14 protein-coding genes are annotated in these 16,179 nt (G+C 71.2%); 13 read left to right on the top strand and 1 reads right to left on the bottom strand.

All coding sequences use genetic code 11. The features are described 5' to 3' along the window. Positions 1 to 43: 43 nt before the first annotated feature. From solA to ITJ62_RS06615, 7 genes are read left to right on the top strand one after another with little or no spacing between them, the layout of a single operon-like run. The gene (gene solA / locus ITJ62_RS06590) at positions 44 to 1,204 is read left to right on the top strand and encodes an N-methyl-L-tryptophan oxidase (RefSeq protein WP_194600409.1); all 1,161 of its coding nucleotides are present in this window, start codon (positions 44 to 46) and stop codon (positions 1,202 to 1,204) included. Positions 1,205 to 1,208: 4 nt separating this feature from the next. After that, a complete protein-coding gene (locus ITJ62_RS06595) occupies positions 1,209 to 2,159 on the top strand; it encodes an ABC transporter permease (RefSeq protein ID WP_071260690.1) in 951 nt (316 codons plus the stop codon). Further along, positions 2,156 to 3,136: an ABC transporter permease gene (locus ITJ62_RS06600; RefSeq protein ID WP_159878948.1), complete on the top strand. Its 981-nt coding sequence runs from the start codon at positions 2,156 to 2,158 to the stop codon at positions 3,134 to 3,136. Before ITJ62_RS06595 ends, ITJ62_RS06600 begins: the two co-directional genes overlap by 4 nt. After that, a complete protein-coding gene (locus ITJ62_RS06605; protein WP_194600411.1) occupies positions 3,133 to 4,704 on the top strand; it encodes an ABC transporter substrate-binding protein in 1,572 nt (523 codons plus the stop codon). The genes ITJ62_RS06600 and ITJ62_RS06605 overlap by 4 nt, the downstream gene beginning before the upstream one ends. Positions 4,705 to 4,762: 58 nt before the next feature. Then, positions 4,763 to 5,632 (top strand): ABC transporter ATP-binding protein, encoded by an 870-nt coding sequence (locus ITJ62_RS18970; protein ID WP_228498097.1) that lies wholly within the window; start codon positions 4,763 to 4,765, stop codon positions 5,630 to 5,632. Further along, positions 5,629 to 6,402 (top strand): ABC transporter ATP-binding protein, encoded by a 774-nt coding sequence (locus tag ITJ62_RS18975; protein WP_159878942.1) that lies wholly within the window; start codon positions 5,629 to 5,631, stop codon positions 6,400 to 6,402. The genes ITJ62_RS18970 and ITJ62_RS18975 overlap by 4 nt, the downstream gene beginning before the upstream one ends. 36 nt (positions 6,403 to 6,438) lie before the next feature. Further along, positions 6,439 to 6,864: a cupin domain-containing protein gene (locus ITJ62_RS06615; RefSeq protein ID WP_194600413.1), complete on the top strand. Its 426-nt coding sequence runs from the start codon at positions 6,439 to 6,441 to the stop codon at positions 6,862 to 6,864. A gap of 14 nt (positions 6,865 to 6,878) precedes the next feature. On the opposite strand, the gene ITJ62_RS06620 is transcribed toward ITJ62_RS06615, so the two are convergent. Further along, a complete protein-coding gene (locus tag ITJ62_RS06620) occupies positions 6,879 to 8,684 on the bottom strand; it encodes a GAF domain-containing protein (RefSeq protein ID WP_370581855.1) in 1,806 nt (601 codons plus the stop codon). Positions 8,685 to 8,886: 202 nt separating this feature from the next. Between ITJ62_RS06620 and ITJ62_RS06625 the strand changes: the two genes are divergently transcribed. Genes ITJ62_RS06625 through ITJ62_RS06650 form a run of 6 tightly spaced genes read left to right on the top strand, consistent with a single transcriptional unit; the run spans position 8,887 to position 16,123 of the window. Next, the gene (locus tag ITJ62_RS06625; protein WP_194600415.1) at positions 8,887 to 10,161 is read left to right on the top strand and encodes a hydroxymethylglutaryl-CoA reductase, degradative; all 1,275 of its coding nucleotides are present in this window, start codon (positions 8,887 to 8,889) and stop codon (positions 10,159 to 10,161) included. After that, on the top strand, positions 10,158 to 11,138 hold the full coding sequence (locus ITJ62_RS06630) for a hydroxymethylglutaryl-CoA lyase (RefSeq protein WP_194600417.1): 981 nt from the start codon (positions 10,158 to 10,160) through the stop codon (positions 11,136 to 11,138). Before ITJ62_RS06625 ends, ITJ62_RS06630 begins: the two co-directional genes overlap by 4 nt. Then, positions 11,135 to 11,809, top strand: a complete 675-nt coding sequence (locus tag ITJ62_RS06635; RefSeq protein WP_194600419.1) for an FMN-binding negative transcriptional regulator — start codon at positions 11,135 to 11,137, stop codon at positions 11,807 to 11,809. The genes ITJ62_RS06630 and ITJ62_RS06635 overlap by 4 nt, the downstream gene beginning before the upstream one ends. Then, positions 11,806 to 13,275 (top strand): amidohydrolase family protein, encoded by a 1,470-nt coding sequence (locus tag ITJ62_RS06640; protein WP_194600421.1) that lies wholly within the window; start codon positions 11,806 to 11,808, stop codon positions 13,273 to 13,275. The genes ITJ62_RS06635 and ITJ62_RS06640 overlap by 4 nt, the downstream gene beginning before the upstream one ends. 32 nt (positions 13,276 to 13,307) lie before the next feature. Continuing rightward, positions 13,308 to 14,945, top strand: a complete 1,638-nt coding sequence (locus tag ITJ62_RS06645) for an amidohydrolase (protein ID WP_194600423.1) — start codon at positions 13,308 to 13,310, stop codon at positions 14,943 to 14,945. Beyond that, on the top strand, positions 14,942 to 16,123 hold the full coding sequence (locus ITJ62_RS06650; protein WP_194600425.1) for a M20 family metallopeptidase: 1,182 nt from the start codon (positions 14,942 to 14,944) through the stop codon (positions 16,121 to 16,123). The genes ITJ62_RS06645 and ITJ62_RS06650 overlap by 4 nt, the downstream gene beginning before the upstream one ends. Positions 16,124 to 16,179: the final 56 nt, after the last annotated feature.

The following is a 16,179-nucleotide window of genomic DNA, read 5'->3' on the forward strand; positions in this document are numbered from 1 at the left end:
ACTTGCCTGAATCGATCGGGCAAGCATGAGGGAGCACCACCGGATGGAATCGTTCGACGTCGCGGTTGTCGGCATGGGAGCTCTCGGCAGTGCCGCCGCCTACCACCTCGCCCGTCGGGGCGCGAAGGTCGTCGCCTTCGAGCAGTTCGAACTCGGGCACGTCCGCGGTGCCTCGCACGACACCTCGCGGATCGTCCGGACGTCGTACGGCGCACCGCAGTACGTGCGACTCGCGCAGTCGGCGTACCGCGACTGGGCCGACCTCGAGCAGGAGTCGGGCGAACGGTTGCTCACCATCACCGGCGGTGTCATCTTCCTGCCGGTCGACGGCCCCTACTCGGCCACCGACTTCACCGCGGCACTGGAGGAGTGCGGGGTCCCGCACGAGCTGCTGACGCCGGCCGAGGTGCAGGCACGGTGGCCGCAGTTCCGGATCCCCGAGAACGTGGAGACGGTCTACACCGCCGACACCGGCATCGCGCACGCCGCGCGCACCGTCGCGACGCTGCAGCTCCGAGCCCGCGCGCTCGGTGCGGACATCCGCGACCGCACCCGCGTCGACGCGCTGACCCCCGATGGCGCCGGCGTCGTGGTGCAGACCTCCAGCGGCCCGGTGCGCGCCGGCAAGGTCGTCCTCGCCGCCGACGCGTGGGCCAACGAGCTGCTCGAACCCCTCGGTGCGGCGATCCCACTCGACGTGATGCAGGAGCAGGTCACCTACTTCCGTCCGGCCGACGCCGAGCAGCTCGATCGTGAGCGGTTCCCGGTGTGGATCTGGGAGGACGAGGAGTGTTACTACGGCTTCCCGACCTTCGGGGAACCGACCGTGAAGGCCGCACGCGACGTCTCGGAGAACCGCATGTCGCCGGCGGAGCGCACCTTCGTCCCGTCGCCGGAGCTCACCGGGCAGCTGGCCGACTTCATGGCGGACCTCGTGCCGGCGTCGGGCGCCGAGCTCCGCACGGTGACCTGCCAGTACGCGCTCACCCCGGACCGGAACTTCGTCCTCGGCCCGCTCGAGGAGCACCCGGACGTCATCGTCGCCCTCGCCGCCGGTCACGGCTTCAAGTTCACGCCGGCGTTCGGACGCATCCTCGCGGAGCTCGCGCTCGACGGGGAGACGAGCGACGACATCGCGAGCTTCGCCCCGTCCCATGCCCGCGGCGCCGACCGCGTCTCACCGATGCCGACCTCCGCGAGCTGATCCCATGGCGCGATACATCGTCTCCCGGGTCCTGTCGTCGCTCTTCGTCCTGTTCGTCCTGTCGGTCCTCGTCTTCTCGATGGTCCGGGTGATCCCGGGCGACCCCCTGTCGGCGTTCGCGGACCCCTCGAACCCCGACCCGGCCGCGCTCGACGCGCTCCGCACGGAACTCGGCCTCGACCGACCCTGGCTGACGCAGTACCTCGCGTGGCTCCTCGGCGTCCTGCAGGGGGACTTCGGACGAGCCATCACCGTCCCCAACGAGGTGTCCAACCTCATCGCCCAGCGCCTCCCGCTCAGCCTCACCCTCGCCGTCATGGCGACCCTGTTCGGGACCGTCCTCGGCATCCCGGCCGGTGTCCTCGCAGCGACCCGGTGGCGTCGGGCCCCCGACAACGCGGTGCGCGGGCTGTCCTTCGTGCTCCTCGCGACCCCGCCGTTCGTGCTCGGCACCGTCCTCATCCTCGTGAACTCACTCACCCTGCGCCTGCCGCTCGTGGGTACCGCGGGGGCGAGCGGGGATCCGCTGCGACTCGTCGGGGTGCTCGTCCTGCCGGCGCTCCTCATCGGTCTCGTCCTCGCGGCCATCGTCGCCAGGTACACCCGCGGCACCCTGCTCGACACGCTCGGACAGGACTTCGTCCGCACGGCGCGGGCCAAGGGGGCGTCACCGTCCCGACTGGTCGGGCGGCACGCGCTGCGCAACGCCCTCATCCCCGTCACGACCGTGATCGGCATCGAACTCGCCGCGCTCGTCGGCGGGACGGTCGTCATCGAGACCGTGTTCGCGCTCCCCGGGATGGGCTCGCTCCTCCTCACCGGCATCCGCTCGTCCGACTACCCGATCATCCAGGCGACCGTGCTGCTCATCGGCGCGGTCTACGTGCTCATCAACTTCATCGTCGATCTGATCTACCCGCTGATCGACCCACGAGTGAGGGTCCACACGTCATGACGGTCACCCGCGCCATCGCGCTCGCGAAGATCGACGGCCGTCGCCGTCGCAACGGGTTCGGTCCCGCCTTCTGGAGTGGGTCCGGCATCCTCGTCGGCATCCTCCTGCTCGCCGGATGGATGACCCTCGCGCCGCCCTACGACCCGTTCGCCGCCTCCGGACCGGCCCTCGCCGCGCCGAGCCTCGACCACCTGCTCGGCACCGACAACCTCGGCCGCGACAACCTCACCCGCCTGGCGCTCGCCGCCCGGACGAGTCTGCTCATCTCGGGCGCCGCCGCCCTGCTCGGCGCCGTCATCGGTACGGCCCTGGGACTGGTGGCCGGGTACCTCGGCGGCTGGGTCGACGCGATCATCATGCGGATCGTGGACGCGGCGCTCGCCCTGCCGGCGATCCTCGTCGCGCTCGTCGTCGGTGTCGTCATCGGCACCGGGCCGTGGCCGCTCATCATCGCCCTCGGCCTCGTGTTCGCTCCGGGCTTCGCCCGTGTCATGCGAGCCCCGGTCATCGCCCTGCGCGAACGGGACTTCGTCCTCGCAGCGACGCTCAGTGGCGTGCGGGGACATCGGGTGATCGTCGAGCACCTGCTGCCGAACGTCCTGACGCCACTGTTCGTGCAGTTCGCGTCCGTCGCCTCGCAGGTGGTCCTCATCGAAGCCGCGCTCAGCTACCTCGGTCAGGGTGTCCAGGCGCCCGAACCCTCGGCCGGCCGCATGATCAGCGAGTTCACGCGCTTCATGCAGGTGCAGCCCCTCCTCATCGTCCTGCCCTCCCTCGTGATCATCCTGCTCTCGGCGGCCTGGAACCTCCTCGCCGACGGGCTCCAGGACCACTTCGCCCCGAGGCGGGAGCCCGCGTTCTCGCTCGGCCGCCCGCGCGGGCGCCGGGGAGCGGCAGCGGCGCACCACGGCACGTCATCCCGCACCACCATCGACGCGGCGTCCACGGACGACGCTCCAGAGAAGAGGCAGCAATGAAGACACGCATCCTCGCGGGGACGGTCGCCATCGTGGCGGCGTCCCTCGCGCTCAGCGGCTGTGCGCCCGGCGGATCCACGGCCGACGCGGGCGGCGACCCGGTCGCCGGTGGCACCCTGCACTGGGGTGTCCCGGCCGAGCCGTCGGCCGGCGGTCTCGACCCGATGGCCGCCAGCGCGATCGCCGCCGAGGTCATCAACGCCGTCGCGTACGACACGCTGCTCGCGAAGGACGACGACGGCGAGGTCATCCCGGCGCTCGCCACCGAGTGGTCGCAACCGGACGAGCTCACCTGGGTCTTCCAGCTGCGGGACGACGTCACCTTCGCCGACGGCAGCGCGTTCAGCGCCGACGACGTCGTCTACTCCTTCAACCTGATGAAGGAGGCGACCACCTCGGCGAGCACCTACCTCGCGAACGTGTCGAGCATCGAGAAGACCGGTGAGACCGAGGTCACGTTCCGGTTCAGCGCGCCGGACGGTACCTTCGTGGACGCGGTCTCCGCCCGACAGACGTTCTTCATCGTGAGCGAGGAGGGCTATGGCGCAGCGACCCCGGATGAGCGGCAGCGGACCACCTTCGGGACCGGCGCGTTCCAGGTGACCGATTGGAGCGACGGCGTCAGCGTCACGATGGAGAAGAACGAGAACGCCTGGCAGGACACGAAGCCGTATCTCGACGAGATCGTCTTCGATTTCATCCCCGACGAGTCCGCACGCCTCGCAGCGCTGCAGCAGGGCAGCATCCAGGCCGCGTACTTCACGGACGGGAGCCTCGCCGACCAGGCGGTCCAGGCCGGATTCACCCTCGGGGAGGCCTCCTACCGTCAGAACCTCGCGATCTACATCAACCCGGAGACCGGGCCGCTCGCCGACATCGACGTCCGTCGGGCCGTCGCGTTGTCCCTCGACCGCCAGGCCCTCGTCGACACGGCGATGCTCGGCTACGCCGCGCTGTCGTTCGTGCCACCGGCCGGTGACCCCGGCGCGCTCGACCCGGAGGGTCTGCCGTACTACGAGCGCGACGTCAGCCGCGCGAAGGAACTCCTCGCGGACGCCGGCCAGCCGAACCCGACGATCACGCTCAGCTACATGGGCGACGTCGCGCAGTCGCACCACCCCGTCTACGAGATGATGCAGCAGCAGCTCGCCGAAGCGGGCATCACTCTGAAGCTCGACGCGAAGCCGCTGTCGGAGATCGCCCCGGTCTTCACGACCGGTGAGAGTTGGACCGATCTCGTCGCCATCCCGGGCAGCCCTCGTGCTGCGTCGCTGTTCTACTACGACCCCGTGCTCGTCGACGGCGGTGTCTACAACCACTGGGAGGGGAACCCCGAGGCGGATGCGGCTCGAGCGCTGTTCCAGCAGGCGAAGCGTGAGTCGGATCCGGCCGAGTACGCCAAGCTCGTCGACCAGCTGGCAGCGGAAGCGGCCGAGCAGGTGCTCGAGATCGTGCCGGTCGCGGTCCCGGTCTACTTCGAGGTCTGGGACAGCGCCAAGCTGCACGACTACCAGAGCGACGCGTACTACTCGCGGTACCGGCTCGACGAGGCCTGGCTGAGCCAGTAGTCCTGTCGTCCACCCCACCGTCCCTCCCGCACCACTCGAGCGAAAGCTGGTCTGACCCATGGATCGAGACGTCGACGCCCTTCACGTGGAGGGGCTGAGCATCGCCTACGGTGGCGCTGCGCCATCGGTGCAGGACGTGTCCCTGCGCGTCGGTCCGGGGGAGATCGTCGGGGTGATCGGCGAGTCCGGGAGCGGCAAGTCCAGCATCGCCCTCGCGATGATGGGGCTGCTGCCGGACTCGGCGACGGTCACGGCGTCCCGACTCGACGTCGCGGGGACCGACATGCAGGGCGCCACGGAACGGGACTGGTCGGGGCTCCGCGGTACGCGCGCCTCGATGGTGTTCCAGGAGCCGATGTCCGCCCTCAACCCGTGCATGCGGATCGGGGCGCAGATCGCCGAGGTCCTCCGCATCCACGGGGTCGCCGACAAACGGCAGGCCCGGGCGCGGGCGTTGGAGATCCTCCACCTCGTGCGGATGCCCGACGCGGAACGACGGCTCGGCTACTACCCCCACCAGCTGTCCGGCGGTCAACGCCAGCGAGTCGTGATCGCCATCGCGGTGGCCGCCGGACCGACCCTGCTCGTCGCGGACGAGCCCACGACCGCGCTCGACGTGACGGTGCAGGCGCAGATCCTGGAGCTGTTGCGGACCCTGCGCGACGAGACGGGGATGGGCGTGCTGTTCATCAGCCACGACCTCGGCGTCATCGGGCAGCTCTGCGAACGGGTCGCCGTGATGTACCGCGGGCGCATCGTCGAGACCGGTCGCGCCGAGCGGGTCCTCGCGGACCCGCAGCATCCGTACACCCGGGCGCTCCTCGAGAGCATTCCGCGACCGTCGGTGCCGGTGCGGTCACCGTTGGCGGTCATCCCCGTCGACAACGACTTCGCCGAGGCGCCGGCGGTCTTGGAGGAGGTCCGATGAGTGACACCCTGCTCCGCGTCGACGGCGTCACGCAACGGTTCGGCCACGGTGAGCATGCGACGCTCGCGCTCGACGACGTGTCGCTCGAGGTGCGTCGGGGCGAGACGCTCGGACTCGTCGGAGAATCCGGCTCCGGGAAGAGCACCCTCGCCCGGGCGATCCTCCTGATGCGGCGACCGAGCTCGGGCCGCATCGAGTTCGACGGTGGCGACGTCTCGCGGCTCCGCGGGTCGGCGCTGCGGACGCACCGGCGGCGGGTGCAGATGGTGTTCCAGGACCCCAACGACTCCCTCGACCCGCGCTTCACGGTGGCACGTTCGATCGCCGAACCGCTCGTCGCCGCGGGGATGGGCGCGGCCGCGCGTCGAGCCCGGGTCGTCGAGTCGCTCCACCAGGTGGGGTTGCCAGGGGACGCCGCGGGGCGCTTCCCTCACGAGTTCTCCGGCGGGCAACGGCAGCGCATCGCGATCGCCCGGGCCATGGCGGCGAAGCCGGAGTTCGTCGTCCTGGACGAGCCGACCTCGGCCCTCGACGTCTCCGTGCAGGCGCAGGTGCTCAATCTGCTCGTCCGCCTCCAGGAGGAGACGGGCGTGACCTACCTCTTCATCACCCACAACCTGGCGGTCGTCCATCACGTCGCACATCGGGTGGCGGTGATGCGCAACGGCCGCGTCGTGGAGGAGGGGACGGGGGAGCAGGTCATGACCCGGCCTCAGGACGCCTACACGCGCGAACTCCTCGAGTCGATGCCCGTCCTCTACCGGACCTGATCCCACCACCGATCGACGACCACCAGGAGGAACCGGATGCGCGTGCAACGACTCGGCGACAACGCTCACGAGGTGGCGCTGTACGAGGGCCCGGGCCGGATCGAGCTGGAGTGGTACTTCCAGCAGACCACGGCCCTGCCGTCATCGGTCATGCGGTATCGCCTCGAACCCGGAGCGGCCGAGGGCGAGCACCTCCACCTGGAGGGGGACGACGCGAGTTGTTCGCCGAACAGCTCCGACGAACTGTACGTCGTCACCGCGGGTGAACTCGTCGTGACCTCGGGTGAGCACCGGAGGCTGTTGCGATCCGGCGACGCGTTCTACGCGCCGGCCGGGCTCGTCCACGGTGTCCGCAACGAGTCCGACGCCGTCGCCGAGATGATCCTCGTCTTCGGCTCGCCGACGGGGAACCCGTTCCCGCAATCGGGCGAGGAGACCTTCTCCATGGACTCGGACCGCTGAACCGGCGACCTCGCCTACCGTCCGGCCTGCAACTGCTCGCGGAGCTCGTCGAGGCGGACGGCGATGCCGAGCCGGAACATGCGCTCGTCCTCGCGCCAGGAGGCTCCGAGGACCTGGTCGAGCCGGTCGAGGCGCTGCAGGATCGTGTTCGTGTGGAAGTTCAAGGCGCGCGCCGTGCGGGTGGGGCTCGCGTTGTTCCGCACGAACGCGCGGAGCGTCCCGAGCAGGTCGGCGTTCCGCTCGGCGTCGTAGCGCCGGACGAGTCCGATGGTGTCGCGCAGGAAGTCGGCGAGCGCCCGCGCATCGGTGTCGAAGATCGCCGAGTAGGGCAGGAAGTCGTCGGTCGATGCGGTGAGGTCCGAGAGTTCCAGTGCGGCGATGAGTCTGGCGGTGCGCATCGCGCTGGTGAACGCGGAGGTGAGGGCGTCGGGGGCGGTGCGGGGCACGACGGCGACGACGGGCTGCTGGATGCTGCCGGCGACGTGTCGGCGGACGGCGTCGGCGTCGAGCGGCCGACGGCCGGAGGAGTGTGCGGCGACGACGTACCCGCGGTACTCGCCGACGAGCGCATGGTCGTCGAGTCGGCGGCCGAGCGCTCGGGCGGCGGTGGTCTGCTGGTCTCCGGGGACGGCGAGGAGGAGCAGGGAGTCGAGTTCGTGCAGGTCGATGCCGAGGCGCCTGGCTCGTCGTTCGACGTCGGATCGGCGTTCGGGCACGTCGTCGAGGAGGTCGGCGATGAGTTCGCTGCGGACCCGGTGGTCCGCGCCTGAAGCCGCCTCCTGCTGCAGTTCGAGGAGTGCCGCGACCTGCGCCGCGCGTTCGACGGTGCGGAGGTCCACTGCGCCGAGCTCGAAGTCGCCGTCACCGAGGATGAGGGCGCCGAAGTGCTGGCTGCCGGCGGACAGGGCGGCGACCGCTCCGACACCGCCGCTCGCGACCAGGACGCAGTGGCCCGAGCGACGGCTGTCGGTGATGGCCGCGCGCGTGACGTCGTCGAGGTCGAGCATGCCGGGGGAGAGCGGGAGCCCGGCTGCCGCGATCACCCGGTCCTGCGCGTCGGTCACGGCGACCGCACGGCCGAGTGCGGTGGCGAGTGTGTCCGCGACGGGTGCGAATCCGCCCCCGGCGAGGACCGCCTGGACGAGTTCCTGGTGGACGGTGTTCGCCCGGTCGCGTTCGACGAGGTGGGCGGTGAGGTCCGCGAGGTTCCGACGGCTGGCGTCCTCGGAGTCCTGCAGGTCGCGGAGGGTCTGCGTGGTCTGGAGGATTACCGAGGCGTGGTCCGCGAGCGCCGCCAGGAGCGCGACCTCGTCGGGGGAGAAGTCCTTCCGGTCGCGGTTGCCGACGAAGAGGACGCCGAGGACGTCATCGCTCGTGAGCATCGGCACGCCGAGCAGGGAGACGAGCCCCTCCGCTGCGACGGCGTCGTCGATGCCGCGCTCGTGTCGATCGGTCGAGTAGTCGGAGTAGTCCGCGACCCACTGGGCCGTGCGCGATTCGACGACGACGCTCGCGAGCCCGCGCCCGGGAGGGACGCGGAGCGTCTGGAACGACGGACTGACGGAGCCACTCGTCTCGCGGACCCGCAACTCGTGGGTGACCGGGTCGAACTCGGACAGGTAGGCCAGATCGACGCCCATCATCTGGTGGGCGCGCTGGACGAGTCTGGCGAGCACGGCGTCGCTGTCGCGGAGCTCGGCCAGTTCGCGGGCGCTCGAGAACAGGGCTGAGAGCTCGTGTTCGCGGCGTCGCAGCCGGATCAGCTCCCGCTCGGTGTCGTGGACGGGTTCGGCGTCGACGAGGTCGGTGGCCGTTCGCACGTCGGCAGGCTCTCGCATCGGGTCTCCTGACTGGTCCCTCAGGAGTCTAAAGCGACGGCCGGTCCAGCGGGGTGTGGGATCCACCCACACGATCGCCGATCCGCTGAGTCATCCACCCATCGTCGTCGGCGATCACCGCTCCTAGGGTCGTCTTGACCGCAGCACCGAGGATCCGGTGTCTGCCTGTACCGAAGGGCGACCCATGCCGAGAAACAGCCGAATCCAGGGGCTGCGCGACCACACGCCGGACGAGCGGCTCGACCTCGTCGCCGAGGGGGCCGGGATCGCGGCGGAGGCGCTCGCCGCACTGCGACCCGATGCCGGCCTGTCGATCGCCCAGGCGGACCACCTCGTGGAGAACGTCGTCGGCGTCATCGCCGTCCCGGTGGGCGTCGCGACGAACTTCACCATCGACGGCGAGGACCGTCTCGTCCCCATGGCGACCGAGGAGCCGAGCGTCGTCGCCGCGGCTTCCAACGCCGCCCGCATCGCGCGCGTGCACGGCGGTTTCCGGACGTCGTCGTCGGGCGACGTCATGATCGCGCAGATCCAGATCCTCGATGCGGTCGACCCGCACGCCGCGCGGCTCCGTGTCCTCGAGGCGAGAGACGAGCTACTCGCCCTCGCGAACGAGCTCGACCCGATCCTCGTCTCCTTCGGCGGTGGCGCCCGGGACATCGACGTCCGGATCCTGCCGACGCGCGCGGGGACGCAGGTCATCGTCCATCTCCACGTCGACGTCCGCGACGCCATGGGCGCGAACGCCGTGAACACGATGGCCGAGGCGATCGCGCCCCGCACCGCCGAGATCGCCGGATCGCGGACCCTCCTGCGGATCCTCACGAACAAGGCCGATCAGCGCATCACCCGTGCCAGGGCGGTGTTCGACGCCGACCTCCTCGGTGGTGCGCAGGTCGTCGCCGACATCGTCGCCGCGAGCGCGTTCGCCGAGGCCGATCCGTACCGGGCGGCCACCCACAACAAGGGCATCATGAACGGCATCACGGCCGTCGTCCTCGCCACGGGCAACGACACCCGGGCGGTCGAGGCCGGCTGCCACTCCCACGCGGCGCGGTCCGGTCGCTATTCGGCGCTGTCGCAGTTCGAGCAGGACGCCGACGGGAACCTCGTCGGCACGATCGAGGTCCCACTGGCCGTCGGACTCGTCGGTGGAGCGACGAAGGCACACCCGACGGCGCAGGCGGGCGTGACCCTCCTCGGCGTCGAGACGGCCCGGGAACTCGCGGCCGTCATCGCCTCGGTGGGCCTCGCCCAGAACCTGGCCGCGTGTCGGGCGCTCGCCGCCGAGGGCATCCAGCGCGGCCACATGACCCTGCACGCCCGGACGATCGCGGCGAGCGCCGGCGCCACCGTGGACGAGATCGGGGCGGTTGCGGCGAGGATCGTCGCAGACCGTCGGATCCGGGTCGAGTATGCGCGCGAGGTGCTCGACGAGCTCCGGGCGACGTCGGCATGAGCGGCCTGCCGCAGCCGCGGATGGAACCGGTGGACGGCCTCCCGACGCGGGTGCGCGTCTACGAGGTGGCTCCGCGCGACGGGCTGCAGGCCGAGACGGACATCCTGCCGACGGCGGTGAAGGCGGAGCTCTGTCGGCGCCTGTACGAGGCGGGCTCGCGGGACCTCGAGGTGACGAGTTTCGTGCCGGCCACCTGGATCCCGCAGTTCGCGGATGCGGAACGGCTCGTCGCGGGACTCGAGGTGCCGACGGGTGCGCGAGCGGTCGGCCTCGTGCCGAACCTCCGCGGCCTGCATCGGGCGATCGAGGCGGGTGTCCGGGAGGTCTCCGTCGTCGTGAGCGCGTCGGAGTCGTTCGCCAGGGCCAACCTCAACACCTCGCGCGAGGGTGCCGTCGAACGGGCCGAGGAGGTCGTCGCCGCCGCGATCGCGAAGGGCGTGCCGGTGCGCGGCTACGTGTCGATGGCGTTCGGGGACCCCTGGGAGGGTGCGGTCGATCCGGCGACGGTCGTCGAGGCCGCCGTCCGGCTGTACCGCGCCGGGTGTTCGACGGTCGCCGTCAGCGACACGATCGGGGTGGGGACGCCCGGGCTCACGACCCGGGTCGTCCGGGACGTGCTCGCCGCCGGGATCCCGGTCGAGGCGGTCGCGCTGCATCTGCACGACACCTACGGGCAGGGACTCGCCAACGTGTACGCGGCGCTCTCGCTGGGCGTCGCCGAGTTCGACTCATCCGTGGGTGGCCTGGGTCGCTGCCCGTACGCGAAGGGCGCCACCGGTAACCTCGCAACCGAGGACCTCGTGTGGATGCTCCACGGACTCGGGATCGAGACCGGGCTCGACCTCGGGGCCCTCGCCGCGACGACCGCCTGGTTGGCGCGCGTCCGGGGCGTCGGAGCCCCCTCGAACGTGGCGACGGCCCTGGCGGCCGCAGCGTCCGCGGTCGACACCCCGAGCACCGCAGGAGGCGGCAGATGAGGCACACCACCGAGTACGTCCAGGGCGACGTCGAAGCGGTCCGCGCACTCGTGCGCGAGTACCCCTGGGCGACGGTCGTCAGTCACGTCCCCGGTCGTGGGCTCGTCTCGTCGCACTATCCGGTCCTGCTCGAGGAGGACGAGGACGGGATCGTGCTCCTCAGCCACGTCGGGCGGCCGGATGAGCGACTGCATGAGCTCGGCCAGCACGAGGCCATGGTGATCGTCTACGGCCCCCAGGGGTACGTGTCGCCGAGCTGGTACGACACGTCGCCGGCCGTCCCCACCTGGAACTTCGCGGTCGCGCACCTGTACGGGGTGCCCGAACTGCTCTCGGACGAGGAGAACCTGCAGGTGCTCGACCGCCTCGTCGCTCACTTCGAGCGCGTGCTGCCCGAGCCGTACCTCATGAACGGGACGATCGCGAACAGCGAGTACGCGGCACGCATCGTCCATGGGACGGTCGGATTCCGAATGCGAGTGACCCGGTTCGAGGCCAAGGAGAAGATGAGCCAGGACAAACCGGCCGAGGTCGTCGAACGGGTCGTCACGGCGCTCGGGGAGCCGGGTCCGTACCAGAACCCGAGCCTCGCCGCCCGCATGGCGGCCCTCCACGGGCTCCACGCAGGGACAGCTGCGCCGACCACCGACGACGGGACACCGGCACGGTGACCGCGACCGACCTCACGCTCCGGAACGCACGGCCCTCCGGCGGCGAGCCCGTCGACATCCTCGTCCGCGACGGTCGGATCGCCGGGATCCGACCGGCCGGGACGGCCCCGGTGTCCGGCGAGGTCGTGGACGTCGCCGGACGCACGATCGGACCGGGGCTCTGGGACGCCCACGTCCACATGACCCAGTGGGTGATCCAGCGGCGACGGATCGACCTGACCGCCACCGCCAGCGCGGCCGACGTCCTCGCGGCCGTCCGTCGCGCGGTCGACACCGGTGCGCCCCTCACCGACGGGCTCCTCATGGGGTACGGCTTCCGCGACGGCCTGTGGCCGCAGCCGGCGACGCTCGCCGCGCTGGAGGCCACCGAATCGGACGTACCCGTCGTCCTCGTCAGCGGCGACCTCCACTGCGCCTGGATGAACACGCGCGCCGCGCGACGACTCGGCCTGGACCTCGACGCGAGCGGGGTCGTCGCCGAAGCACCGTGGATCGAGGCGCTGCAGCGGATCGACCAGCACTCGGGGCTTGCCGCGCACGCCTACCGGGACGCCTCCGACGCGGCAGCCCGACGCGGCGTCGTCGGGGTCGTCGAGTTCGAGAACACCGACAATCTCGGCGAATGGTCCGAGCGCATCGCGGACGGCGCGACGAGCCTGCGGATCGAAGCCGCCGCGTGGCCCGACCGCTTGGAGTCCGTCATCGCGGCGGGACTCCGCACCGGCGACGCGATCGACCCGGCCGGACTCCTCACCATGGGGCGACTCAAGGTCGTCGTCGACGGTTCCCTCAACACGAGGACCGCCTGGTGCTGGGACCCGTATCCGGGCGTCGACCCGTCGAGTGCGCACGCCTGCGGTGTCGAGAGCGTCTCGGTCGACGAGCTCCGCCGACTGCTGGAACGAGCGAGGGGCGCCGGGATCGAGGCGGCCGTCCACGCGATCGGCGACCGAGCCAACACCGAGGTCCTCGACACCTTCGAAGCGCTCGGGATGCGCGGCGTCATCGAGCACGCCCAGCTCGTGCGCGAGCAGGACTTCGCCCGGTTCGCGAGTCTCGGGCTCATCGCGAGCGTGCAGCCCGAGCACGCGATGGACGACCGGGACGTCGCCGACCGCCACTGGAGCGGCCGCACGGGTCGCGCGTTCGCGTTCGGATCCCTGCATCGCGCAGGCGTCGGCCTCCGACTCGGCTCGGATGCTCCGGTCTCGCCCCTCGACCCGTGGCAGGCGATCGCCTCCGCGACGAGCCGGAGTCGCGACGGCCGCGACGCCTGGCACCCCGAGCAACGGCTCCCGCTGGACGTGGCGATGGAAGCGAGCGTCCGGACGTCGATCGCGGTCGGGCAACCCGCCGACCTCGTCATCACGGACCTCGACCCGCTCGACGCCGACGCCGAACGGCTGCGGTCGATGCCGGTCGCCGCGACCCTGCTCGGCGGTCGCTTCACCTGGCGCGCGATCTGATGGCAGCTGAGACCGAGACGGATACCCCCACCATGACGCAGACCGACACCGCGACACCGACCCACTCGCAGCTCTTCACGAACGCCCGGGTGTTCACCGGCACCGACGAGACGGACGGCGCCTCCGCGTTCCGCATCGTCGACGGCCGCTTCGACTGGGTGGGAGAGGCGTCCGCGGTCGCGGGGGAACCCTCGGTCGACCTCGGCGGACGCACCGTGCTCCCCGGCCTCATCGACAGCCACACCCACCCGGCGCTCATGGCCGCCACCGCCGTGGCCGCCGAGTGCTTCCCGCCGTCGGTGGTCTCGATCGACGGACTCGTGGAGCGGCTGCGAGAGCATCAGGCGACGCTGACCGCGCCGAGCGCCTGGGTGCTCGGCCGCGGGTTCGACGACACGAAGTTCCCCGAGGGACGGATGCCGACCACGGCCGACCTCGACGCGGTGTCCGCAGAACGCCCCGTCCTCGTCTGGCGCTGCGACGCCCACTCCGCCGTCTGCAACACCGCGGCGCTCCGCCTCGCGGGCATCACGGCCGCCACGCCCGACCCGGCCGGTGCGCGTTTCGAACGCGGACCGGACGGCGAGCCGAACGGTGTCCTCACCGAGATCGCCGCGGTCGACGCGGTCGCCAGGTTCATCCCGGTGCCCGAACGCGACGAGCAGGTCGCCTCGCTCGTCGCGATCGGCGAGGAACTGGCCTCGCGAGGGATCGTCGCCGTGTGCGACCTGCTGTCCAACCGACTGCACGACCCCCTCGACGCCTTCCGCGCCGCTGCCGCCAAGGGGCTCCGCACCCGCGTCGCCCTCTACCCGGGCTGGGACCCCTCCGCGCCACTCGCCGAGCTGACTCCGGACGATCGCGAGGGGCGGATCCGCATCGGTGGGGTGAAGGTCGTCCTCGACGGGGCCTACTCGAACCGCACCGCCTGGGTCGCCGAACCGTATCCCGAATCCTGCGACCACGGACTCCGACTCGTCGAGGACGACGACGTCCTCGCAGCCGGCGCCTGGGCTCGCCGCAACGGCGTCCAGCTCGCGGTGCACGCCATGGGCGACCGCGCCCTCGACCGCGTCGCGAGCCTCTTCGAAGACCAGGAGCCCTGGCTCGACGGCATCCCCTCCGTCCGCATCGAGCACGCGACCATCATCAGCGAGGAGTACGCCGAACGGCTCCGCTCCGCGCGCATGACGTTCGGGATCGCCACCCACACCGTGTTCTTCTTCGCCGAATACGATGGCTACGAGCTCGCCCTCCGCGCCGAACAGGTCCCCGACGCCTACCCGATCGCCCGGTTGTTCCGCACCATCGGGCCGCTCGCGCTCTCCTCCGACCGCCCGGCCACCGCCTGGAGCGGCGCCGACGACGTCATGCTCTCCGTCGAGGCCGCCGTCCGACGCCAGGCCTACAACGGTGCCGACTTCGTCCCCGAGGAGGCCATCAGCGTCGCCCAGGCGCTCCTGCTGTACACGGGACGAGCCGGCCTGCTCTCGCCGCTCGACAGCGTCGGTCGGATCGCCACGGGATACGACGGCAGCTTCGCCGTCCTCGACCGCGACGTCTTCTCCGTCCCCGCGGACGAGATCGCCACCGTCCGGGTGGCCGAGACGTGGATCCGCGGCGAGCAGGTGTACCGGCGCTCGCCGCAGGACGACGGGGTGCGCTCGTGACCGGCTTCCAGGAGGACGCGACCGCGTTGCGCGACGAACTGATCGCCGTCCGGCGCGAACTGCACCACGCCGTCGAGGTCGGCCTCGACCTGCCCGGAACCCAGCGGATCATCCTGCGCGAACTCGAGGGCCTCGGCCTGGAGGTCACGACGGGCACCGCACTCTCCTCGGTCGTCGCCGTCCTCCGGGGCGGCGCCCCGGGCCCCACCGTGCTGCTCCGTGCCGACATGGACGGTCTGCCGGTCACCGAGGCGACCGGGCTGCCGTTCGCGTCGACCTCCGGGGCCATGCACGCCTGCGGCCACGACCTCCACATGGCGGGTCTCCTCGGTGCCGTCAGGCTGCTCGTCGCCCGTCGCGACGACCTCGCCGGCACGGTCGTGTTCATGTTCCAGCCCGGGGAGGAGGGCCAGGCCGGCGCGCGGATCATGCTCGAGGAGGATCTGCTCGACATCGCCGGAGAGCGACCCGTCGCGGCGTACGCGCTGCACGTCGACTGCAGCACCCCACGCGGTCAGCTCGTCACGCGGGAGGGCGCGATGATGGCGAGTGCCAACGCGTTGCAGCTCACCGTCCGCGGGACGGGCGGTCACGCGGCGTTCCCGCACCTCGCCGTCGATCCGGTGCCGGTCGCCGCACACCTCATCCTCGCCGTGCAGACCTTCGCGGCCCGTCGGCTTCCGGCCACCGACCAGGCCGTCATCTCCATCACCCGGCTGAGCAGCGACTCCGAGGCCAGCAACGTGCTCGCCTCGGCCGTCAGCCTGGAGGCGAACATCCGCACGCTGTCGAAGGCGACGCTCGAGACGGTGCGCGAGCAGCTGCCTGAGCTGCTGACCGCGATCGCCGAGGCGCACGGCTGCACCCTCGAGTCGACGTTCATCGCGTCCTACCCCGTCACCGTCAACGACCCGGAGGAGACGCGGTTCGTGCTCAGCACGCTCGACTCACTCGTAGGGCCCGACCGGGTCATCCGCCAGGAGGTGCCGTCGATGGCGTCGGAGGACTTCGCCTACATCCTCGACGAGGTCCCCGGCACGCTCGTCTTCGTCGGCGCCGCCCCCGACGAGGGATCCGTCGCCCTGCACTCCGAACGCGCGGTGTTCGATGACGGCGTCCTCGACCTGCAGGCCGCGGTGCTCGCCGAACTCGCCTGGAGGCGCCTCCAGCTCGAGTGAGCGACGGTCGACCGTCCGGGTAGCGAGTGGCACATCTCGGACGTATCCGACAGCCG

It is taken from the genome of Plantibacter sp. VKM Ac-2876 (genome assembly GCF_015350715.1).
GTDB lineage: Bacteria > Actinomycetota > Actinomycetes > Actinomycetales > Microbacteriaceae > Plantibacter > Plantibacter auratus.